Below are 24,578 nucleotides of genomic sequence, written 5' to 3' on the forward strand. Positions count from 1 at the left end.
TGGTGGTTCCTTTGAAGATTTAGATGGAGATAATAATTATGAATTTGTCACCGTTGATAATGCTTTTTTGTATGCTTTTAGTTCCTACGCCGCCTCTTTTCCTCCCTCGAGAATTTATACTTTTCAACAGGGTAAATTAGCGGATGTCACCAGAAAATATACCCAAGAATTAAGAAAAACTTTAGCGGCAATGTTGAAAGCCTTTCAGTTAGCTAAAAAAGAAAAAGCCGAAGTTAATGGCATTTTGGCCGGTTATGTGGCACAGAAAATTCTACTAGGAGAATACGAAGAAGCTTGGCAATTTCTTCTCACTAATTACGATAAAAACTCCGATTGGGGTCTCGATATCCATGGCCAAAGTACGGCGCTCGGCAAATATCCAGACTTTCCCACTGCCCTAAGAGCTTTTCTCCTGAAAAATGGCTACTTAACCCCAGTTCGGGTTAAGTAGAAGCGATAAAATTCCATGTTCAAGGAGGATTTTTTCGGCTGATGGCAGTAAGCAATCAAACCAGAGAGGAGATTAAGGCAAAAATTAACAGAGCTACCGTGGTGGGAATGTTCAACGGAAGTTTCCCTTTGACAAAAAGCGACAACCTCTGCTGTGGCAGAATCTGTATGGGGGAACTTCCGCTAAAAACAGACAAATTTAACGGAGTTCGCGGTTCGGCATCACGCTTCGATCGAGCGGCTGTTAATAGCCTTGAACTCAATCAACCTCCACCACCACAACCACCACCACCACAACCACCACAACCACCACACCCGCTACTGCCGCCGCCATCACTGCCGCCACTGCCGCCACAACCGCCGCTGCCGCCATCACTGCCGCCACTGCCGCCATCACTGCCGCCACTGCCGCCATCACTGCCGCCACTGCCGCCACCACTGCCGCTACTAGCAGCGGCTATGGGAGTCAGCATTTGATACAGGTCTGCTAAAGCCATATCCGCCATCAGAACTGTTGCTCCAAACAACGCAACCGCAAGCACAAGTTCAGAATCGCTGCTATTGGCTGTTTTTAAATGTTGTAAGCGATTTGTTAAATCATTAAAAATGATCTCTCCATAACGGCTGCGCTTGCACTGTGGTTTGACAAAAAACCTTGCTCCCAAAACTAGAAGCCCAAATATACAGATGAGAAGTAAACCAACTGGCTTATCGCGAGAAATTCCCACAGCCATTTTGCACAAGCCTATTCCTAGAAGAATAACCACAATCAATGATGGATAAATTTGCGCTTTCAATGCTTGGGCATCGCTCAGAAACAAACCAAGCTGTTCTAGGCGGGAACGAATGCTATCTTTCATTCCTTGAGACTTCTGGAAAACCTGTTTAATTGCCCCATCAGTGGCCAAAATATCTTGTGCAACCGCCTTTTCTACAGGATCGGCAATAGCATCGATCTTTCCTGTCACCACCAGTTTGCCTTCTTTTAATACCTCCACATAGCCTTGTTTTACCAAACTGGCGATTGCGGCCATAATCAGGCGATCATTGCCACCCGCCAAGAAAGCTATCTCGTAAGTATTTAAATCAGGTTGCTGATTTATATTACCGCTAACTAGGCACAGGGAAAAACGTAGCCAGGCTGCCAAAGCGATTCCCATCACTCCCAGGAAAATATAGAAGGTTAAAAATTCCGGACCTGTAAAATTCATTGGGTTAGGAATTTGGGAGATTATCTGACAGCTAGTTATCATCAGTGAGAGGAAGACTAAAAAGGTAAAGATGCCTATTTTTCGCAGTTGTGGTTTCAAGAAGATTGTCAAATTAGGTTTTGACAAAACCCAGCTTTGTTGAGTGTTGATCCGGATAAAATGCAAATCTCGCCCGAATCGGTCTTTGGGTTTAGGCCAAATATCTATTGGAGGAATATGTCCAAAAAACTGTTCGTAACTTTCTAGCGTCTTGCTATACAAACTGCCAAATTTTAATTGCTCGGATGAACCCCCACGAGTCGGCTCGTGATGTAATGTGGTTTGCAAAATTTTGGGACAGAACTCTTGCCAGTACAATCGCGTATAGGTCAGATGTAAATGCCAAACTTGATCGATTTGGTCGGATGGCGTGACTGGATGTCCTGCTACAACGGCTAGAAATACAAACTTTTTGTATTCCTCGATCACTCTCTGAGTATAGCCTAAGGACCAGCCGTTATCTCTTGCTAATCGTTGGCTGAAAGATAATTGACTATCTGGCCGATCCAAGGCAAATGCCTGAATTCTTTTATATAGCTCTATCTGTTGAAAGTTCATCGTCCCTAATGGGCTATCCATAAACCGGGCCTCCCGAAAAAAACTGTTTCTAGTCGTTTATTTAGGCCGAAGAGGCTTAACTATGCGTGCAGTTTAAATTTCTTTACAAAAAGCTGGATGCTAACTATCCCTCTTTCATCCCAAAGATAGAGCAAATATTCTCAACAATCAAAATCATTCATCTGGGCAATAAGGGACTTGCGTGGGAATAATATCCCAATCGATCGGAGGGCGCAAGCTTTGCGCCCCTACAGTAACGGATTTTGTCCACAATGTAGGGGCGCACTGCGTTCGCCCAAAAGGTACATTATCAAAGCGCAAGTCCCTAAGTCTCGGAAACCCAAAAGAAAGTTGAGGAAACTGACAGAACCGGTTAGGTGAAGATAAAATACCAGTGGTTGCTTTAATATCACCTAAATAGTCGGTTTTTTGTGTCTTTCCCCCGACTATTGGCTGCTACCACTGGTTTGCTGTTGTTTGTTGTTGTAATCCGAGGAAATATAGTTCTTGCGTTCCCAAGCGCCTGAACTGCATTTGTCTCTCTAGTAACAATTGTAACAGACAATACCCTTTTTGTGTAAAAAAAAGTAAACAATTTGGTAAAAAATTATTTTTTGCGGTAATCTTCAACCCTCTGAGGACAGCCCCAGATTACCGTTTCCTGTTTGTAAACCACCATACCGGGCTTGGCGCCCTTGGGTTTATAGACGTATTTGGGACGGGTATAGACGACGGGAACCTGTTCACTATGGCGAGCGCGGCTATAATAAGCGGCGTAATCGGCGGCAAATTGCAGATCGGCGGCTTCTGGAACTGTACCGGGGGTTAAACGGAGTAAAACGTGACTACCGGCGATTTCTTGACTATGAAACCAGATATCGTAATCGCTGGCGCTACGAAAAGTTAGCCGATCATTTTGACGGTTATTTCTGCCAATCCATAATTCGACTCCAGAGGGAGTAGTAAAGCGCATGGGTTCGGATTCTTGATTATTCGTCCGATTACGCTGGTAATTGCTTTCTAGATACTTTTGTTGGATTAATTCTTCTTGTATCTCGTCTAATGCCTCTAAATCTTCGCTGCCGCTATAATTTTCTAGTTGACTTAAACTCGATCGCACTTGTTCGAGATAATTAATTTCACTAACCACTTCCTCTAATAAAGGTTCCACCGCTAACCGCGCTCTTTTTAATTTCTGATGTTGTTTATAAAAATATTGGGCATTCTGTACGGGATTTCTTTCGGGATCAAGAGGAATAATTACAGGGGTTCCTGTCTCGAAATCTGCCAAAGTAATGCTAGTCATTCCCTGCGGTATTTGCTGCAGATTGGCCATTAATAAATCCCCTTGCTCTTTATAGCGATCAGCATGAGCAGATTCTGCTAGTCTTGTTTGAAATCCCGCCGCTTTAGTTTGCAGTTTAGTCAGTAAAGAGGTAATTTTTTGGTTTAATTTTTGCTGTAGTTGTCGAAAGCTTTCTTGATTAATTTGCTCGCTATAATAACGGTTTAATAATTCTTGGACATCTTTAGCCGCTGCCAGCATCTCCCCACCGATAACTGTATAACCTTCTCTCGTCCATCCCGGTTGAAAGGTTTTATTTTCAAGGATTTTTAACCATTCTTGCCAAGCTGAAAAGAGCTTTTCCCAATCAGTATTATCTAACTGATCCGTGTTTAATTTCGGGTTAATTTTGGCTTTTTGTAACAGCGATCGAGCGATGATGGGACTAACCCCACGATAGGTACTAAATAACTGTTTTTCGATAGTTTTAGGGATTAAACTAACTCTGGCTTGCCAACTGCTCAAGGATTCTTCTAAACTGGGGTCTGTTGCCAATAAAACGGGGGGTAGTTGATAGATTTGTCCCGTTTGTACGGTGCGAACACTAGACTGGGCGGCATTGACTTGATGGGCAACGGTGACAATTTGATTGTCAGCCGTAGTTAAAATCACATTGCTATATTTACCCATAATTTCTATATACAAATGCCACAGGGCCGGATCATCGGGACGTTGGGCAAATTGCAGATCGATGACTCTTTCCCACGGGGCAACAAATGCTAATTTTGTCAGCGCAAAACCATTGAGTTGATGACGCAATTGATCGCTGAAAGTGAAGGTATCAGGGACTTTCGGCGGTGGAGCGCCAATATGCAGCCGCGCTCCTTGGGGATGCCAAGAAATAATTAACCATCCCTTGCGATCGAAGGTTCGTAAATAGAGTGCGATCGTTTGGCGATCAATTTGATACACTTGTTCTAGTCTGGCTGGCAGCCAAGTGGCGGCAATTTCGGCACAGGTGGCACTGAGGGTGGTAAAGTCTAGGGATTGCATTTTCAGGATTCAGGAGATCTTCTCGATGCCAAAGTTGGCACCGCCAAGCATGAAAATATCATAGCTTCCCACTAAGGCTAAGACAAAAAAGTTGTTTCCTCAATTAAAAACAGATTTGGTGTCAGAATCTATCGGTGGAGGTATCCCAGTCTTAGCCGAAAAGCTGAGGAGTGCCTTTTCTGAGGTTTCTCTAGATGGGTATTAGCAACCGCACAAGCGTCCATCTTCCATGTGAACAATGCGATCAGCAATATCTAAAATCCGATTATCGTGGGTAACGAGTACAATAGTACGGTGCTGTTCTTTGGCTAAACGTTGCATCAAATTCACCACGTCTCGTCCCGTTTTACTATCGAGGGCGGCTGTTGGTTCATCGGCTAAAACTAATGGGGGATTACCGGCCAAAGCTCGCGCGATCGCTACCCTTTGTTTTTGTCCCCCAGATAAGCTATCTGGATAATAGTCGATCCGATGTCCTAAGCCGACTTTTTCTAATATCAAAGCAGCGCGTTCTTCTGTTTCCCGCCCGCCGAGATGTTCCTGAAGCTCGATCGACATTTGTACATTCTGTCTTGCGGTTAGAAAGGGTAACAAATTATGGGCTTGAAAAATATAACCAATTTGACGGCGGGTTTGGACTAATTGTTCTTCACTAGCCCCCCGTAATTCTTTTTCAAAATGCTGTAAGCTTCCTTCTTGAACAGAGCGTAGGCCACCGATTAAGGATAGTAAGGTTGTTTTTCCGGAACCAGAGGGGCCAGTTAAAATAACGATCTCTCCCTCTGTGATTTTTAAGTTGATCTGAAAAAGAACTTGTTTTTTCAGCGTTCCTTGACCGAAATAGTGATTGAGGTTTTGAATATCAATAACTTCCATAGACAGCCTCTTTCCTTGAGATGAGGTATAGATATTTGTTTCTTTTTTCTAAAAAATATCGGCTGGATCGGCATCTTGCAATTTTTTAACAGCAGTGGCTCCTGAAACAAAGGCCATGACTAAGGTTAAGATAAAGACAAAAACCGCTCGATCAAGCGACATATTGACAGGTAATAAGGTGGCATTTTTAGTAAACTCATATTGAATATTAGCGATCAAAAAACCTGGAACATATCCGAGAACAGCAATTAAAAAAGCCTGTTGTAAAACCATTGATAAGAGATAGCTATGACGATAGCCCATCGCTTTTAGGGTGGCGTATTCTGAAAGATGTTCCGAAACATTTGTATAGAGAATTTGATAAACTACCACCACACCAACAATAATTCCTAGAGCCACTCCCAGGTTAAAAATAAACCCGATCGCTGTGCTAGTTTGCCAATATTTTTTTTCAAAGTTAACAAATTCGCTTTTCGACAAGACTCGAACATCTTTTGGCAAGTATTTCCTGAGTTTTTCTAGGGTTCTTTGAATATCTTGATCCGGTTTTAGTTTAATCAAACCCACATCAATGAAGCCCTTCTGGCGATTGTCAAAAATTCGTAAAAAATTTATATGGCTAGTCACTAAATTTCCATCGGAGCCAAAGGAAGTCCCCAAATGAAATAAACCCACCACATTAACCTTTCGATTTCCGTTGGGATTTCCTAACTCCGTGCTTACCCGTCCATCCCTGCGAAAATCTTGGGCAATTGTCCCGAATTCAGTACGAGAACCCTGATCAAATAATACCGTATTAGGCATTTTTAATTTCTCGATATTTTCGGTAATTCCAGGCAAATTGAGTACGGGGTGTCTCAGATTAATACCAAGGACAAAAATATTACGCCAATAATTACGAGTATTAGGATTTTTCCATTGAGCGAAATCGAGATAAATCGGGCTAACGTAATCGACTTCATCAAAAGCAAGTGATTGTAAAAGTCGTCGTTCTGGGAAACTTTCCATCGCAATTAAGGCAGTCGAGCGAGGACTGATTAAAAAAATATCTCCTTGTAAACTTTGATGGAAACGAACGGCACTATCGAAGAGAGCATCGCGAATCCCCAACTGCATAAAAATAATCACCACGGAAAAAATTACGCCTGAAAGAGCCACCAGTAGACGAACTTTTTGATGCTTTAGCTGTAGCCAAGCCGTGGCCAACTTAGTGCCTCGTTTCTGGAATAATTTTCGCTTATTCACTTGGTTTCTCCTTGATTTTGGGCATTGCTATCCTCAATTACCACCGTCACTTCCAAATTGCTTAAGCCAGATACTTGGGCGCTCGATTCGGGGGTAAGGCGAATTTTCACTTCCACTACCCTGGCATCGGCATCGGCTACTGGATCGGTACCAAGAACATTTTGCCGGCCCACTTGTAAACCAATTTCGCTAACAACTCCCGTTAATTCTCCGGCTAAACCATCACTCCGAATCGTAGCGGTTTGTCCGACGCGCACCCGTTGAATGTCTGTTTCGTAAACTTCCGCGCGAACATACATTTCCCCAGTTTGACCTAAATCAACAATCCCCTCATTGCCGACAACTTCCCCGGGCCAGGTACGAATTTTCAGAATTTGACCGCTTTTTGGTGCTTTTACATAGGCTAGGTTTAATTCGGCTCGGGCCCGTTCTACCAAGGCTTGATCGGATATTAATTGGGCTTCGGCAACTTGGACATCGACGGGACGAACTTCGGCGACCGCTTCTAAAGCCGCTTGATTGGCTTTGATCTCTTGAGCGAGGGTGGTTCGGGTGCGATCGAGATTGGCTTTGGCCTCCTGAATACGTTGCTTCATGGTGCGCTCGATTCGATTCAGATTCGCTTCCGCTTCTTGTAAACTTTTAGCGATGGTTTCCGCTTGTAGACAAAAGCGGTCTCGTTCTTGCTCCGGTACAGCCCCATCTAGGTACAGGGTTTGATAACGACGGCAATCCGTTTGTGCGTTGATTAATTCGGCCCGAATTCGTTCGATAGTTGCCTTTCGGGCCGAGGTTTCCCCTTGTAACTCCGCTTCTAAACTGGCAATGGTCGCCTGTTGGGTAGCAATCTGTCCCCGTAATTCCGCTCTTGTTTTTTGGAAACGGGCATCTTGTGCGGCCACATCTCCCTGTTTTGCCCCCGCTTTAACTTGTGCTAAACGGGCCTGGGATATTTTCCTCTGGGCTTCAGCTTGGGTCAAAGCGGCTTGAAGGCGCTCATGGTTGTCTAAAATTGCGATAATTTGACCATTTTTCAGATTATCTCCTTGTTTTACTAGGAGTTGGGCTACTCTCGTTCCCTCCATGAAAGCAGGGGCCGAGATTTTAATCACTTCTCCCTTGGGTTCGACATAGCCTCTGGCGGAGATAGCAGTGGGACTAATCTTCGATGGGGAATAAATCGCCGCTGGAGCGGGGCTATTCCCTCGAAAACGTATGAGAAAATAGGTAGCACTCGAACCAGTTAATATAGCAACTGTAATGACAGTAACACTTGTTATCCAGCCTCTAGGTTTCACAAAAAATGCAGATTTAACCATTGTTTAGTTGATTCTAACCAAAAAATAAGGGCAAAACAGGAAACTACCGAGACTGTACAAAGGCCGACGGGGAGGGAGTTAGGGATTTTTTCGGATCATTCGACCGATGAAAGCAAGGGCAGAAACGAAGAATATAGCCCCACGGGTAGCTGGTTCGGGGATAGATTGTAAGCTCGATTGAGCAACGGCGGCGATTGCTCTTTGTCCGGCGGTCGAGGGATGGAGTTGATCCCAAAAAAAGTAACTATCGGGATCACTACAAACACTCACAACCGGATTAGTGACTAGACAGGGTTCTGTTAGGTTACTAAACCCAAAACGAGCGGGATTGGCTTGTAATTGGTTAAAACTATCCCAGAAATCTAGAGTCATAATTTTCACCCGGGAGCCAAAGGTTGTTTGCAAATGGTTGATTCGAGTAAATAGCAGCTCTCGATGCTCTGTGGTGAAGTGATTGAGAGCCGCTTCTCGTCCGGTCCCTTGCACAAGAGGCACTTTTCCTAAATCGAAAAGATTACTGACCATGATTTGGCTGGCCCCCATACCAACAAGAGCGCGAATAGAAATTTCTAGATTGTTCACCGCCACCACTGGCTCAGTGATGCCGCCAAACACATAGTCATTAGCACCGGCAGCGATGATATATAATCCCCGAGGATCGGCGACCGTTACGCTATTAAGATATTGATTGACTTGCGTGAGGACTCCTGGCCAACTTGGATTAATCGTGTTCAGCGTCCCCGTATTCGCTCCGCCAAAAGCAAAATTGGTGGCGGCATTAACCGTTAATCCCAGAGATTGGGCTAGATATTCCACCCAAACCGGGCCATTGGTAAAACGTCCCTCGGCATACAGGGGAACCGGTGGAAATGCTCCACCAGTAGCCTGATACACTCGACCTATATCTACGTTGCTGTCACCAAAAACATAGATTTCATCAATGTTAAAGCTACTCGCTTGAACCGAAGATTGTATTACTCCTGCACAGAGTAAGGAAAGAGAACCAATCCCAAAAGCTTGAAAGGTTATTGTTCGGAGAGGATGTGTCCTCAACCAATATTCAGGAAAAATAAGCGAGACAGATAACCTTTTACTTGTGGACATATCCTAAGGTTTTTGGAAATAAATAAAAACACATTTTCTGAGAAATGCTATTAAAATTGAGCAAAACAATTCCCTAGGAAGTTATTTCCTCTGGTAATTGATAAAAAGTGACCACGATCTGACAAGAAGGAATTCCATTGGCTAAAAATAGATAAAGACAAGCTCGTTCGGATGGTTTTTTTGACCAGCAATAAACCGGGATACCTTGTTGATTAGATGCGGGTTGCCCTGAAGCGTAAATATCGAGAAATAGGGGAGTTTTTCTTTTTTGGTCTGAATTGAGAGGACAAAGGGCAGCAGCGAGGATAAAAATAGAGCCAATTTCACTTAAGCGTCTTTGCTCTAACGAAACTAGATTGCCAGACTGTAGAGATGCTAATTCTTTTTCGGTCAGATTTAGCCCTAACGATTTGACCCCTTGATGAATTTCTTCATAGGTAAACATGACTTTTTCCGAGTAATTCTTAAGAGCAAGAATGGAGAGTTGTCAGGAAAGAAATAGGTAGCTATTAATCATATTACTTGATCATCCTAGCCGCACCTATTCCTAGAAAACACCCTTGATAAACACGGCTAAATCCAAGGGTTTAAAGAAGATTGATATTGATAATGTTTAAATTCCTCAGTTGTGCAAGCAATTTGATGATTGTGAGGAATTTTTTTCATCTTTAATCGATGATAAAATTCTCCGAACGAGGCGACCCCTGACAAAAGCAAGAGTCGCAGGAAGTGATAGAGATGTTTAGGAGCTATTACTCCCCCCAAACCAAACCCCTTCCACTGAAAAACGAGATACCAAATCGCTCCATAGAAATGAGTGTATTTGATGCTCGTAAAGATGTTGCTACGAAAAGGCTCATATTGAACATTTTCTAGGAAGCTATCAAAATGGACTAGCGGTTGATAGTCACCTAGTAGCTGATCCCCTCGATAACAATCCAGTAAGCCTAGGTTAGCTTTTCGTTTAACTAATTGATTTAATTGTTCGTAAATCTCGACAAAAAGTGAATTGACTGTCTGACGATGAATCTTGACAAATCCCTCAATAAAGGAAACATTGAGATGCCATTTTCCCACATACAGGGGTACCAAAATTCCGAACCACCATATGTACTCGAAATAGATTCGCCAACTCATGATACTGGCATGACCGAGTTGAGTTTTGTGATCGCGCATAAGTTGATTCACTCCTTCCGCTTGTGCGAGATTAAATTGGTTGTAAGCGATGCGTTTAACCTCGGCATCTGCTTCTCCTGCTAACTTCGCTCGAATGACTTCAGTAACACTTTCGATGGCAAAAGTGCTCAGGGATGTACCCATAGAATAAAAAGCATCGAAAATATAAGCCGCATCCCCAATCACATACCAATTATCTGCCGAAAGAACTTCCTTGCTGGTGTGAGCGATTCTCGGCCAGTAGTGAAAATCGATCTTCTCTCCACTGCTCAATAAATCATAAAGAAGTTTGTGATTAGCTTTGAGAAATGCGTAAAACTTCTGTTCTTGATTGAGATAATCGGCGGGAATAATTTCATGATGATGGATAACTCCGATCGAAATTTCTTGAGTGTCTGTATCCGTGGGAATCATCCATAGCCAATGACCTTGCCCGAACCAGTGATTGGTGGCATAGTAGTGACTACAGGATGTGGCTTCTGGATCATAGCCAGAGTGAAAAAGAGTTCGATCAATATTTTTAACCCGTACCCATGCCGAACCCGTATTTACACCACAAAGATGCTCCGGATCGAAAATAACATTATCAGTTTTTTTGCCGATAATAAATTGACGACCAGCGGCATCTACTAAATGTTTAGCGGTTAATTCAATCACTTCATCGTGCAATTTAACCTTGACTTGATGGGGATCATTTCCGGGATGAATAGTAACATCAACGACACGACCATTATAAAAATCAACTCCCATTTCCTTATTCATTCGTAACAGATCCCGCTCAAATTTAGCTCGATTCATTTGGCTAGAGGCAAGGGGGGGCTGTCGATTCGTCCAAATATGGTAGTAATCCTCGATGGTATCGGTTTTGTGAGAATCTTTTGGCCAGTGAAAATTTAAGCCAAATTTGGGAGGATGATTTTCAATCATGTATTCGTAAAGACCCAACTCTTTACAAATAAATAAATTAGCAATTTCTACCGTTGACTCGCCAATTTTTAGATCCTTATCGCTACGATTTTCTGGACGAGGATCGATTAAAGCGATCTTGATATTGGGAACCTTAAGCATCAGGTGACGGGCTTGGCAAACGCCCGCAAAACCAGCACCCATAATCACAACATCATAGACGAATTGCCGAACAGAATTAGTGGTTTTCATCATGACAATTACCGAGAACAGGAGTAAATAGAGACAGTGGAACAGAAAATTTAGCTGATCGTGCTAACAATGTGGGCTGGTAACAAAGAATTGGCTTCAGATTGGAGCAGAGGTACCGCTCCCCTGGAACCCTTTTTCATCTCCTTTTTCACACGAGCAATATAAGGCTCATAATCCACTTGCATTGTGTGACGGGCTGAATAACCGTAACGTTGACGAACTTGTTCTTTTTCTTGGAAGATTTCCCGTTTCATTGTCCTAGAATCGGGCAACTTGTACTCTCCTAATAAGTATTGACTAATCCACTGACTTTGTAATTCAGCGATCGGCATAACTGGACCGATCGGTTGTAATAGGCCAATAAAAAATAAATCGCGATAGTGAGGGTGAAAAACATGATGGAATAGTTGTACCTCATTATTTTTAACCTCGATCACTTCTGAACGGAAAAAAGGAAAGCTCACGTTATAGCCAGTGCAATAGATAATTTCATCCACTTTTTCTCGGCTTCCGTCCACAAAGATCACTCCATCTCCATCTAACTTTTGAATGTTGGGTTTCGGTTTCACTCGTCCGTGAGATAGGGCGGAAAAAATATCGGAACTGATGGTAGGATGAGCGTGCATATAAGGATGATCGGGATCGGGGAGACCATACTGGCTTAATTTTCCCACCTGCAATTTCACCGCAAAAGCTTGAATTTTTAATTTCCAGGAGAACGGTAAAAAACGAGGAATTGGCGCTAGATCAAGAGGGGTTCCTAAAACGTGTTTAGGAATAATATGAAAGCCGCGTCTTACGGATAAGTAAGTATTTCGAGCAATCCGAGATACTTCAACGGCAATATCCATCGCAGAATTGCCAAAACCGACGACAACAACATTTTTGTCCTGATAAATTTCCCCACTCTTATAGTAATGACTATGAGTTTGTTTGCCCTCAAATTCTCCAGGAAAAGACGGGTTAGGCCAACGAGGATTCCAGTGGTGTCCATTGGCAACAATTAGGGCCCGATAATTATGGCAAGATTGATCGTCGAGAGTAATTTGCCAACCACCGAATTCTAGGGGTTCAGCTTGAACGACTTTTGTTTGAAAATGAATATGGGGCTTAAGGCCAAAATGCTCGGCATAATCATCAAAGTATTGAGCGATTTGACTGTGATGCGGGAAATTAGGATACTCCTCCGACAAAGGATAATCGGAGTATTGCATCAGTTGTTTGGAAGTGTTAATATGCAGGGAGCGATAGGCACTGGATAAACCATTGGCATTGTTATAGACCCAAAGACCGCCCACACGGTTACTCATTTCATAACAATCAAAGGCAATTCTTCGCTCTTTTAAGACCTTACAAGCTGCGATGCCTGAAGCACCAGCACCGATAATACATACTCGATCGAGCAGGGGATTCATCGTTCTATGTTCTCCAGAGTTTCAAAATTTCACTCGAAAAAGTCAGGGAGGAAATCAGGGGTACCCCTGATTTCCAGAGGGAATTTAATGCTGTTCAACTACTCGATAATGATGTTCCAGAACCGCCGGAAAAGCACCGCGTAGGATGGGCAATAAACGCTCTGTCCAATTCATAAAAACATTCGGTTGGGGACGCTCGATCGCTCGGGCAATTACTGCCGCCACCGTATCGGCTGAAGCCATCGGCACTGGAGAACGACCATCAATTAAATGCCCGGAACGCTTTTGGGCAACTTGCCAAAATTCTGTCTGAGTTTCCCCAGGACTCACCAAAACGACTTTAAATTGATGGCCCATCTCGCGGCGAGCAACGGTGAGTAGGGATGAAACCGCGCTTTTCGAGGCACTATAAACCCCGTAACCCGTGGGCAAAGCATAGGCAACGACAGAAGAAACGCCGACAAAAACACCTTCGTGAAGATGGGGAGCGCTAGCTTGTAAGGTGTAGAGTAAGCCGAAGAGATTCACATCGAATAATTCTCGGGCTTCCTCCTCGCTGGTTGCCAAAATCGGCTTTGTAATGCCGAATCCGGCGTTGGCTACGGCGGCATCTAAACCCCCTAACCCGGCGAAATGATTGATCGCCTCGAATTGTTGGCGACGGTCGCGCACATCGAGAGGATAAAGGTAGGCCTTACCCCCCGCTGCCTGTACTTGTTGAGCAACCTGTTCTAGCTTATCTTGACGACGGGCGGCTAATCCTAAAATATGACCCTCTTGCGCTAATTTAATCGCTAAAGCTTGGCCAATGCCACTAGAAGCACCAGTGATGAAAATACGTCGCATAATTCCTCCTAAGATTGGATAATTGAACAAGAGCAGGGATATTTTTTATGAGAGAGAGAGCAAAGAAATCAGCTTTTTCTCGGAGGGTAAACATTGTCTAAATGGGGTAATTTGCCCCAGGAAATATCTACACTTGCAAGGGAACTTTTTCCGCTTCCATTTCCAGAGATTTAGTATCTACTCCCTCGACTATCCAAGGTTGAAGGGTATCCCCATACTGATACTCTTGAAAAGCCTCTCTCATTTCTGCGATCAATTGGCTTTCGCTGCCATGATTCCCAGTTAAACTATAGATGATATCTCCCAGACCAATGTAAATAGAGGTGGTCAATAATTTTGCCATTGTACCCAGAGAACGGGGGTGGCAAACTTGGGACAGACCGCCACTTTTCCATTGCAGTTTTAGATACCAAATGGTCAGATAGAAGAAGGTTTTCTTCATGCTGGTAAATACGCTGGTTTGTTTTGGTTCATATTGGGCATTTTCGAGGGCGTGGGTATAACGCTTAGGGGTGTGATAGTTCCAAATCAGTTGATCACTACGGTAACAATCCATTAAGCCGATATTTTTCTTTTCGTCCACCAGTTGATCGAACTGATCGTGAATTTCATAAACTAGACTTCTGAGGGTTGTTTGGAAAGTTTGGACGAACTGGGGGATAAACTCTAAGTCTAAGTGCCATTTGCCCACAAAAATGGGGATCAAAATGCCAAACCAAATCATGTTTTCAAAGTAAATTCGCCAACTCATAATACTGGCATCTCCCAAGTGACGACTATGGTTATGCATAAAGAGATTAATCGAGTTGATCAGAGTCAGATTGAATTGATTGTAGGCTTGGCATTTTTCCGCCGCGTTGACTTCTCCGGCTAACTTGGCGCGAATAATCTCTGTAATACTATCGATCGCTGATACGATCATCGTCGATCCGAGAGAATAAAAAGCATCAAAAATACAAGCAGAATCGCCAATCACATACCAATTATCGGGAGAGTATAGGGTTTTACTGGTGTGAGCGAGCCTCGGCCAGTAGTGGAAATCAATATTCTCGGCACTGGTGACCAATTGATAGAGAATATTATGGTTTGCCTTGAGAAATTCATAGAATTTTTCCTTACTATTGAGGCTTTCACTGGAAATATAATCATGGTGGTGAATCACACCGATCGATAATTCCATTGTGTCTATATCGGTGGGAATCATCCATAACCAATGACCTTTACCAAACCAGTGATTGGTTGCGTAGTAATGACTACAGCTTGCTCCTGTGGGGTCGTAACCAGAATGAAAAATTGTTCGATCGACATTTTGAACCCGAACCCAAGCTGAACCAGTATTTACCCCATACAAATCCTTAGAATCGAAACTAATATTATTAGTTTTCTTGCCGATTAAAAATCTTCTTCCGGCCGCATCTACAAGATGCTTACCCTGTAACTCGATCGACTCGTTTGGTAATTTAACCTTAACGGTATGTAGTTGATCATTCGGGGTCAAATCGATATCCACTACCCGGCCATTATAAAAATCTGCGCCCATTTCCCGATTCATTTTCAGCAGATCGCGTTCAAATTTCGGGCGATTTAGTTGCGTCGAAGCTAAATCCGGTTGCCGATTTGCCCAGATATGAAAGTAATCATCGATGGTTTTTGTCTGATCATTTCGCTTGGGCCAGTGAAAATTCAGACCGTATTTCGGGGGATGATTTTCAATTAAATATTCGTACAATCCTAAATCTTTGCCAAAAAATAGTGTCGCTACTTCAACTGTAGATTCTCCTAATTTGAGATCCTTTTCTGTCCGATTTTCGGGACGAGGATCAATCATAGCGATCCGAATATTAGGAATTTTGAGCATTAGATGTCGAGCTTGACAAAGGCCAGCTAAACCGGACCCCATAATAATTACATCGTAAGGGCGATTAGACATATTTTTCACGGTAACAACTCCTAGGATTTAAAAAACTTTGGTGGCTTGAATATAGCCGCTCAAGAGATAGGAAAAAACTGATTTAGGGAATACTTCAACTTCGCTAGATTTTTTTCTGGAAAGATTCGGCCAAGAAATTGAGCGATCGGCTCAGAAAGCGTCTTGAATAGTCGAAGGTAAAAAACTGGGTTGAAATTGGCCTTGTTGATCGGCAAGAAGCCAAATTACATCCTGTTCTCCCACGGCAAGTTTCTGAAAATTACCCGCCGCATCCTGACGGAAATACTCGAAACCTAAGGTCATTCCCCGTTCAAATACAGCCCTCAGTTGCATAGAAACGTGAATTTCTTGAAAAGGGAGAGCTTCTCGTAAATAGTCAATCTGACTACGAAGACAACGAAATTCTCCTCGTTGGCCAGAACGTCCATAGAATTCGGGGACTAGGGAGTAACCGAAACGGTCACGTAAACGACCTTGCCAATCACTATAGATGGCGAAGTTAATATTTCCGATCGCATCCGTTTCTTCTAACGAGGTGAGAAAGGATTCTTGCCGGAGTAATTTTCCTTTCTCGCGAGGATAATGGACGCGGTAGAGTTCCTTGCCCATGGAGAAAAGAGAAGGAACTGGCGAAGTTTGAATCGGTTCATAAAGACCCGCCATAAAATCCGCTAAAAACTGGGGCAGGGGGTGAATTTTTGAGCCTTGACCAGGAGAAATTTCTGTCCAAGTCATGGTTAAAGTACTATGGGCAATTTTTGCTCGTATCTCTTGCTCTGTCACCCGAAACCAGTCGTAACCAAAATTAACAGTTGACCCAGAAACTTCCTGCACCCAAAAATGAACTTCTACTTGATCCTGTAGTCCTAAATCTCCAAAAATCTCTACTTGGCTACGATTGGTTACCATTCCCCACCGTCCCGTTTTGAGATATTCCCCCAAGGTATGACGGATCGGTTGAATTGCCCGGTCTCGTACTTGTCCCATCCAGTGAAAGAAGTAGGAAAAATAAACATTTTGGCTAATGGTTGCCGTTTCCTTGTAACCCACAGGCCAGCGCCAGATTAGTTTTTGCAAGGGAGTGGAAACGGTGGTTTGGGGAGGGGAGGAAATGGGAGTTGAATTGACCACCACCGCTACCATTCTTTGAGGATTGCGGGTAAGTTTCACCGGAAAGGTAAGCACAGATAAAGACTGACCGGCAACGAGGCCTCGAAATAAAACATTTTCTCCGAGAGATCGTTCTAAAACTAAGTCGATGTCCATGGCTTGGGTAGCTTTCCGGAGAGCTTCCAGGGCGGCCCAGATGCGAGTTGCTGCCTGGTCGATCGATTCTACTCCTCGAGCGAGTAATTGTTGAAGTAGAAGTTCTCGTTTAAAACTCAGTAAAGCGATCCAATCTTGGGGACTTCGTTGAGTAATGGGGGCGATATCGCATCCTTGCCGACCATAACCGGAGACACAGAGACAGAATTGCTCATCATGGGATAGGGAAACCCCGACATTTTCCACTCCCGCTCCTTGCAGAATCGGTTGACCTGATGTTAACCACTGAATTTCAGGAGTTTGAGGGAGCGGTAAACCATCAATCCCCGGGGGAAGAGTTGTTCCAGAAGTGATCGAATATAGCGGTGCTTTCATCGTTTTCCCTGGTTCCCAAGAATCAACGGCGGAAGTAATCGTATCTTGTCTGAATTTGCCCATCTTGAAACATTCTCCGAAACTAGGTGGAGAGAATGAGACGTTTTTCGTACCATTCTCCCGGAATGATTAGGAAGGATTGAGGAAATTTCCGACTGTTTTGGCGAATAAGGGAACTTCCTGTTGTCGGCGCTCACTGGTGGGCAAATTTTGTAAACCGGGTTGATAGGTGAGCGCTAGGGTTGGGGCATCGATCCCGAAGGCTTCGGCCGACTGTTTCAATTGTTCTTGTAATCGCCGTTCGTCCCGTTGACCGGGATTGGCGATTTCCTCCGCCGTGGGATTGTCGCCTCGATGTTCTAGAATCCTTAACTGATAACCTTCTAACGTTTCCAAAACCTCCCCCTGCTCGTTGACTGCCGTGACAGTGGTACGATACTCTTTGCCCTCGCGTCCTTCATTGATAGCTAGTCCAAAACAGGATTGGTTCTGGGGAATTTGGTAGAGATCAATACGATCAATGCGGATGGGTAGACAAATATCTTGAGGGATAATTGGTTGTACTGATTGCAGAAGAGAGTCGCGATAGTAGGGATCACCGAGGAGGAACGGGCCATCGGCTCGATCGAAGGTTTCTTTTTCCGCTCGTTCGCCGCCTACTTGGGTGGAGAATAGGAATTCTTTCGAGTTGAGACGATAGACATTTTTCAGTCGTTGAAAACGGGTTCCTTGAAAGAGTAACCAACCGTAAAGATCCTGTTTGGGGTCAAGATCTAGGGGTCGATCGGGTACAGTTACCGTGGAGAGGGGAACTTCGGCACTTTGATCGTCGAGAATCAAGGTGGCGGCAAAATGGGCGATGGTAAACCCTGTCCGTTCCGTACGGATTTCGGCGCGCACTTGTAGCGGATCATGGGGAGATTTCTTTTCGAGAACTCGTGCCCAAATTTCGATCTCTACTCCCTGTTCGGGATCGACAACTATCGGTCGCTCTAAGCGGATATCTTGCAGACGAAGCCGAGAAAATGCCGTTTTTTGGCTGACATAGAAGGCTGCCTGAGCCATTGCCTCTAAACCGAAGACAGTGGGGAAAAGATAGGAACCGTTATAGATATGATCCCGAACATAGGAGTCTTGAGCGAGGGTAAGACGGGTGCGGAAACCCACTTCTACTCCCAATTCGATGGTGTGAATATTTTCGATAAATGAGAAAGAGGCGGGGGGTTCGTAACGATGGGTACGCCATGTATCAAAGCCCCGTCGCATGGTTTCCACGCCGCCCAATTTGGACGTGACCACTACTTGAGAATCCCCGGGATCTTTAAACATCAGTTCTAAGAATCGATTGACTCCATCTTCTGTGGGCATGGCCTCAATGCCCATCCGGTTGAGATTCCGAACCGTTCCCATGCGCGCCCCCATGCCCACTTCTGACCAGACGCTAAAGGCGATCGCCAAAACCGACGTTTCTGGGTGTCTTTCGCCAAAGTTGCGAAGTAAAAGGTCGAGGGATTCATTGGAAAAGCCATACCAAGTATTCCCGGGTAATCCCAAAACCGCACTAATGGAGGAGAATCCGACAAAAAGTCGCGGCGGCATTTCTTCTAAGGCTTCCATTAGGTTCAAAACGCCCAGGACTTTGGGGGCTACTTCCGATTTGGCCTCGCTGAGAGTGGAATTTTCCACCCGACGGGGTTTGTTTAACGCCGAACCATGAATCACACCAGTGATCGGCCCTAGCTCTTGGCGAACTTGCTCAACTAGCTCTCGGACAGCGATCGCATCGGTGACATCACAGGAATAGTAACGACAGATCAGCCGTTCTTCCGCAAACGCCCGTAGGGTTTGGGCGATCTCGCGCGCACTAGCATCAAGGGGATCATCTTGGGGATGGGGAGAACGCCCCACAAGGGCGGTTTTGACTCCAGTGAGTCGAGCGAAAGCGATGGCACATTCGGCGGTAATTCCCTTCGCACCACCGGTAATCAATACCACGTCCTCCGTTGACCAAGATAGGGAACGGGAAGTGTATTGGGTGCGATCCTGTACTTTCGGGCGAGGAAGGCGACGGATCGATTGTTCATCGTAGCCCACGGCTAAATAGGCTTCTTTGCGTCCGATTTCACCAATGATGGTTTCGGTCAACGCGGGCGAGGGGTTTTGGTTGGGTAAATCGATCACCCGTACCTTCAGATCTGCCCGCTCTAAATGCAGACTAGCGGCAAAGCCCATCGTACCGCATTGTTCCAGATTGCTCATTCCGGGTAAACGACCGAAGTGACCTCCCCCGAATTGAAGATAGGCGACGGTGACATATTCCCGTTCTAATTGCTTGGCACTGAGGGGAGTGGCGATCGCTCTAAGGCGAGACATAGCTCCTAGTAATCGCGCCGAGGAATCGCCATGCCCTCGCGCTTTTTGCGGCAAAATTCCTAAGAAGTGCGTATATTTCGGGTTTTGAATCCCTCCTTGCTGGGCCATTTCTTCGTAGGTGATCTTCTCAACCATCGCACCCTTGTCTTGCCAGTGCTTCTCCAGCATCTGCACCCAATCCGTTTCTTCCGATTCGGCGACGATGAGAATGTGCGCTTCTGGCCAATTGTCGTAGGCAAATAAATTGGCGGTTTCCCAGTTTTCTCTTTCCTCTGCCGGCAGCTCGATCGCTTCTTCGGGGGAATATTCTACTACGAAGTTACGAACCCAAGGAGAAGAGCTAGAAGCTAGAGAGGGAGCGGTTGGGACGGGTGAAGGATTGTCCGTCCCGAGGGATTGACTATGTTTGGCTAAAATCTCAGCGATTTCGCCCAAGGTGGCATTGGCAAACTGAGCGGGGTCGATCTGGCCGGCAACGCCCAACTGTTTCGCCGCTTCCGCTACTAATTCTGCGGTTTTAATGGAGTCTAAGTTCAGGTCATCCAGTAAGCGCGATTGTAGGGACAAACTATCGATCGGAAACCCCGTTTTTCCGGCAACTAATTCTAGCAAGAGGCGAGAAATCGTTTGCACATCCTTTCTAGATTCTGTAGTTACCACTGGATTCGGGGTAGAAGACTCCATTGGGGTGGGCATCACTTCTCGCACGGCTTCGAGAATTTCTTGAAGCGATGCGTTCGCTAGAGTGGTCGGATCCACTTTTCCCGCTACGCTGCACTGCTTGGCAAAATCGGCAATTAATTCCCCTCCCTTAATAGAATCCAAATTTAAGTCATCTAGCAGTCTTGCTCCTAGGTGAATAGTATTTTCGGGAAATCCCGTTTTCTGCGCTACTAAGACAATTAATTGGGTTTCTAAATTGGCAGGAGGTTGGCTAGCCCCGGTGGGGACAGATTTCCCGGGAGCGGAATCGATCATAACCAGTGGTTTTATTGTAGGATTCTCTAGGGTCGGAGCCGAGAAAGAATGGGTCGGACTTTTCCCATTGTTCGGGATATCTGAAGGCTTAAAGTTACTGCCTAGAGACTGTAAATCGGCGCGGATTACTTGAGCGAGAAAGGAACCCCTTTGCTGAAAATAAGCTGAGAGAATTGTCAAAATTCTCTCATTCATTTGTTCGTTGGGAGAAAGTTTTTCGTGAGTCATGGTATCATCCAGCGAATAGGTTTACAGGAAAGAGAGGTTTTCTAAATCAGCCCGAATTAATTCGGCTAAAAATGAGCTTCGTTGCGAAAAATAATGACTGAGAAGGTCACTCATTTCCTCTGTGGATAAAGCAGGTAAGTTCTCTAGAGAAGCTGATTTAGATGTGGTTTGAAGTGGAAAAGGGATGATTTGATCGAGTTCCTCACGCTCGAAATCGAAGGAACGCTCACAAGGATTATCAATGAACAGGCGTTCTGACGCTGGAATAAATGGACGAATCAACCGATTTTCGTAGAAAAAATTCCAATTAATACCAGTTCCTTGCACAAATATCGCCGCAATTGCTGTATTCAGATCCCGTGTATTACCCACTTGAGATTCTAGGGGCAAACAGAGGGTAAATTCAGCGATTTCTGCGGTCAATCCCGAAAGAACTTTTCCTGGACCCACCTCCAACAAGAAGTCACATTGACGAGCAATCTGTTGGTATAGAGAAATAAAATCAACTTGTGCAGTAATTTGGTCGGCGAAGTGTTCTGATAGAGAAATTACTTGGGAAACTTGCTGTCCTGTTTTACTAGATACTAACCACAACTTCGGCGTTGGATATTCCGCAAAAGAGCAAGTTTGGCGAAGTTTTTCCGCCGCCGCCGCCACCATTTTCGAGTGAAAAGCGTTAGCGACGGGTAATTTTTTTCCTTGAATCCCTCGCACCAAAGCCCTTTCAAGAACCGCCAAAACACTATCGACCTCACCCGAAATTACTGTTTGCCTGGGGCTATTTAAATTGGCGATTGTCACATATCCCGCGACTCCTCGTAGTAACTCCTCCGCTTGAGAACGGGAACAAGCTAAACTGGCCATTGTTCCTGTAGTGGAACTACTCTCCGTCATCACCTGTCCCCGGAGGGCGGCGAAACAAAGTAAAGTTTTTTCGTCATAGCAATCCGCCGCTTGGAAGGCCGTTAATTCTCCTAAACTATGACCGCCCACAGCCACCGGTTTAATTCCTAATCGCTGTAAGTATTTCTGCCATAGTAAGGACACAAAACAAACCGTTTGGGGGGCGATTTGGGTTAAGGCTTGGAACCAATTTTCCACCTCTTCGCGATTGATGGCTCGATCGAGAGGACGGTAGATCACCGGACCGCTCGGTGCCAATCCCGCTTCTTGCAACCATTGATCGGCTTGGGAGAGAAAATCCTGCGCCCAGGGGTAACGTTCCACCAACATCCGCGCCATATTTAAACGTTGCGAACCTTGGCCAGGGAAGAGAAAGCCGATTTTAGTTCGTTGCACCTTTTCGGCTAACCAAAGGTCTTTTTGAGGAGAGACGCGCATTTCTCCGCTTCTAAGGGAGGACTCTGTGAGCAGTAGGGAGAGGCGATCGAGTCCTGTGGATAATTCCCTGGGAGTTGCCGCGATCAGGGCGGCCCTCGTAGGGCAGTGTTCAGGTAATTCTTGCGCCAATTTAGCCGCCAAATCGGGCATTTCTGCCAAACTCATGCCTTCTAGTTGCGGTTTCAGCTTTTCGACGATTTTGAAGAGGTCTGTCGTTGAATTCGCCCCAAAAACAAATAACTCTGTATCTTGGTTAGACACGAATAAAGCCCGTTCGGCTATGCCAGATTTGAGACGAGTCGTCGCCGGGTCCCCGGAAGAAAGGGTCACATGGGAGTTAATGCCCCCAAAACCCATCGCCGACACTCCCGCCCGTAAAATCTCCGTTTCTGGGTAGACTTCCCCTAGTTGCACTGGATATAAACATTGGGCGCTCTCCTCGAAAACGGGATTCGGTTCTTGACAGTTAACGGTAGGGGGAACGATCCGCTGATTAACCGCCATGACCGCTTTAATGAAACCCCCGATCCCGGCCGCCGCTTTCGTATGACCAACTAGGGATTTAAAAGAAGTCATGCCACAGGAACGAGGGGGGGCAGGTTTCGAGGCGTTCATGGCTAGGGCTACCCCTTCAATTTCAGCCCGATCGCCTACGGGGGTTCCGGTTCCATGTCCTTCAATAAAATGAAGAGACTGGGGACTATAACCGGCTTTTTCGTAAGCTCTTAATAGGGCTTTGGACTGTCCCACCTTAGAGGGTGCGGTAATGCCTCCTTTGCCGTCGGAGGACAACGCCCAGCCGTCCAACAGGGCATAAATGTAGTCGCCATCGGCCTGTGCATCTTCTAAGCGTTTGAGGACAACAAAACCACATCCTTCTCCAGGAACAAAACCACTGGCTCGGCGATCATACACTTTCATATCCTGAGCCGTCAGTGCGCCGGTTTTGGCGAAACCAATTAATTCAAAGGTATCGAGACTGATATCAATGCCACCGGCTAAGGCCATGTCTAAATCGCCATTACTTAAAGCGTTGGCGGCAGTGACAACGGCGATTAGGGAGGAGGAACAAGCGCCATCGACGGTATAACCACCACCGTCAAAATTAAAAAAGTTACAGATTCGTCCGGCTATGGTGTTGGACAGTCCTCCAGCTAGGGTATCTTCGGTAATGGGTGGGAAAACGGATTTATAGAATTTCTCCATTGTTTCGAGAAGTTCTTCCACAATTGTTCCAGACAGTCCTTTGACTTCGGCAGCGGCTCGCAAGGCTCTTCGTACGTAGGGCCAACGTAACCGCATCACATTCGAGCGAGTATGTTCTCCAGTTAAGGAATTGCCGAGAATGACCCCGGTTTTCTGGGTGGGAATGGTATCTCGACGATACCCAGCATCTTCGATCGCTTTGTCGGCTACTTCTAAGGCTAACCAATGCACGATGTCGGTTCCATCGACCGTTTTTTTGGGAACTCGACGATTAATCCAGTCGAATTGAAAGCCATCAATGAAGGCCCCGCGTGTTCCGTAGGTTTTATCGGGAGTGGCGGGATCGGGATCATAATATTCCGAGAGTGGTAAACGTTGATCGGGAAACTGGCGAAATTGACAACGACGCGCCAAAATATTCTCCCACAGTTCGCTTAATTGTTTGGCACCAGGGTAATGGCAACCCATTCCGACAACGGCTATAGGATGGGCGATTTTATCGCTTTGAGTTTTCGGCATTTTTTTCCTTGTTTTGAGGACAATAATTGTGTTTGATAACTATCTGGTTATCCTAGGAGCGAGGGAACCCAGCCAGGTCTTTTTTCGGTATTTCCCGAAAGCTTATGATTTATTGTCGTTTAGCAATTACAACTATCTCATTTGCGCTTAAAATAACCTTGATAAAATCACGGTATATAAGCCAAGGTATTCAATTATTCAAAGGATTTTCCAGAGAAATGTTAAAGGGAAAACTTTAGCATTTACTCTATAGTTGTAACTTATTCACAAGTATATGGGTAAGTTTCAGCAGTGACAATCGAAGTTTAGGATGTTAAGGGAGAAGATAAGCGGCTCTTCTGGAAGTTTAGGATGTTAAGGGAGAAGATAAGCAGCTCTTCTCGACTTTGTGTGATCATCAGTGCTGATCATTCGTAGGAGTCTTGGCGACGGCAAGGATTTCAAGAGTTTGAAGGGGAGCATCTCATTTATGCAAGTGAGTAATTATACTTGTCCCTAAAACTGGTTTCTAGCAAGGCTTTCAAAATAGCTTGACATAAAACCTGATTTAGGGGTTACAAAGGTGAGATGCTCCCATTTGAAGAGTATATTTCTGGAAAATTATCCCTATTCTTCTTCCTTCCACAC

The 24,578-nt window shown here is 45.0% G+C and carries 14 protein-coding genes and 1 pseudogene; 1 reads left to right on the forward strand and 14 read right to left on the reverse strand.

Going from position 1 to position 24,578, the window contains the following annotated elements; translation table 11 throughout:
- A pseudogene (locus IQ242_RS00970) lies at positions 1 to 451 on the forward strand (hypothetical protein); the annotation flags it as partial.
- A 262-nt stretch (positions 452 to 713) separates the two neighbouring features.
- On the opposite strand, the gene IQ242_RS00975 reads toward IQ242_RS00970, so the two are convergent.
- The 14 genes from IQ242_RS00975 to IQ242_RS01040 form a co-directional block, all read right to left on the reverse strand.
- Positions 714 to 2,279, reverse strand: a complete 1,566-nt coding sequence (locus IQ242_RS00975) for a TIGR04222 domain-containing membrane protein (RefSeq protein WP_193958709.1) — start codon at positions 2,277 to 2,279, stop codon at positions 714 to 716.
- A 586-nt stretch (positions 2,280 to 2,865) separates the two neighbouring features.
- A complete protein-coding gene (locus IQ242_RS00980) occupies positions 2,866 to 4,596 on the reverse strand; it encodes an NFACT family protein (RefSeq protein ID WP_193958710.1) in 1,731 nt (576 codons plus the stop codon).
- Positions 4,597 to 4,797: 201 nt separating this feature from the next.
- Complete coding sequence (locus tag IQ242_RS00985; RefSeq protein ID WP_110578589.1) at positions 4,798 to 5,472, reverse strand: DevA family ABC transporter ATP-binding protein; 675 nt, start codon at positions 5,470 to 5,472, stop codon at positions 4,798 to 4,800.
- 48 nt (positions 5,473 to 5,520) lie between these two features.
- The gene (devC, locus tag IQ242_RS00990) at positions 5,521 to 6,717 is read right to left on the reverse strand and encodes an ABC transporter permease DevC (protein ID WP_110578588.1); all 1,197 of its coding nucleotides are present in this window, start codon (positions 6,715 to 6,717) and stop codon (positions 5,521 to 5,523) included.
- Positions 6,714 to 8,036, reverse strand: a complete 1,323-nt coding sequence (locus IQ242_RS00995) for an ABC exporter membrane fusion protein (protein ID WP_110578587.1) — start codon at positions 8,034 to 8,036, stop codon at positions 6,714 to 6,716. The genes devC and IQ242_RS00995 overlap by 4 nt, the downstream gene beginning before the upstream one ends.
- 78 nt (positions 8,037 to 8,114) lie before the next feature.
- Positions 8,115 to 9,140 carry an SGNH/GDSL hydrolase family protein gene (locus IQ242_RS01000; RefSeq protein WP_193958711.1) on the reverse strand — a complete coding sequence of 342 codons (1,026 nt, stop codon included), beginning with the start codon at positions 9,138 to 9,140 and terminating at the stop codon, positions 8,115 to 8,117.
- A gap of 73 nt (positions 9,141 to 9,213) precedes the next feature.
- Positions 9,214 to 9,585 carry a hypothetical protein gene (locus IQ242_RS01005; RefSeq protein ID WP_110578585.1) on the reverse strand — a complete coding sequence of 124 codons (372 nt, stop codon included), beginning with the start codon at positions 9,583 to 9,585 and terminating at the stop codon, positions 9,214 to 9,216.
- A gap of 128 nt (positions 9,586 to 9,713) precedes the next feature.
- Entirely contained in the window at positions 9,714 to 11,477 is a 1,764-nt protein-coding gene (locus tag IQ242_RS01010; protein ID WP_193958712.1) for an NAD(P)/FAD-dependent oxidoreductase, read from the reverse strand.
- A gap of 47 nt (positions 11,478 to 11,524) precedes the next feature.
- Positions 11,525 to 12,889: an NAD(P)/FAD-dependent oxidoreductase gene (locus IQ242_RS01015; protein WP_110578583.1), complete on the reverse strand. Its 1,365-nt coding sequence runs from the start codon at positions 12,887 to 12,889 to the stop codon at positions 11,525 to 11,527.
- An 84-nt stretch (positions 12,890 to 12,973) separates the two neighbouring features.
- Entirely contained in the window at positions 12,974 to 13,735 is a 762-nt protein-coding gene (locus IQ242_RS01020; protein WP_016517237.1) for an SDR family oxidoreductase, read from the reverse strand.
- A gap of 127 nt (positions 13,736 to 13,862) precedes the next feature.
- The gene (locus tag IQ242_RS01025; RefSeq protein WP_110578582.1) at positions 13,863 to 15,674 is read right to left on the reverse strand and encodes an NAD(P)/FAD-dependent oxidoreductase; all 1,812 of its coding nucleotides are present in this window, start codon (positions 15,672 to 15,674) and stop codon (positions 13,863 to 13,865) included.
- A gap of 141 nt (positions 15,675 to 15,815) precedes the next feature.
- A complete protein-coding gene (locus tag IQ242_RS01030) occupies positions 15,816 to 17,369 on the reverse strand; it encodes a thioesterase family protein (RefSeq protein WP_110578581.1) in 1,554 nt (517 codons plus the stop codon).
- A 66-nt stretch (positions 17,370 to 17,435) separates the two neighbouring features.
- On the reverse strand, positions 17,436 to 20,885 hold the full coding sequence (locus IQ242_RS01035; RefSeq protein WP_193958713.1) for an SDR family NAD(P)-dependent oxidoreductase: 3,450 nt from the start codon (positions 20,883 to 20,885) through the stop codon (positions 17,436 to 17,438).
- Positions 20,886 to 20,906: 21 nt separating this feature from the next.
- Positions 20,907 to 23,951, reverse strand: a complete 3,045-nt coding sequence (locus IQ242_RS01040) for a type I polyketide synthase (protein WP_193958714.1) — start codon at positions 23,949 to 23,951, stop codon at positions 20,907 to 20,909.
- Positions 23,952 to 24,578 lie beyond the last annotated feature (627 nt).

The sequence above is a fragment of the Microcystis sp. LEGE 08355 genome, assembly GCF_015207185.1.
In the GTDB taxonomy this organism is placed as follows: Bacteria; Cyanobacteriota; Cyanobacteriia; order Cyanobacteriales; family Microcystaceae; genus Microcystis; species Microcystis panniformis.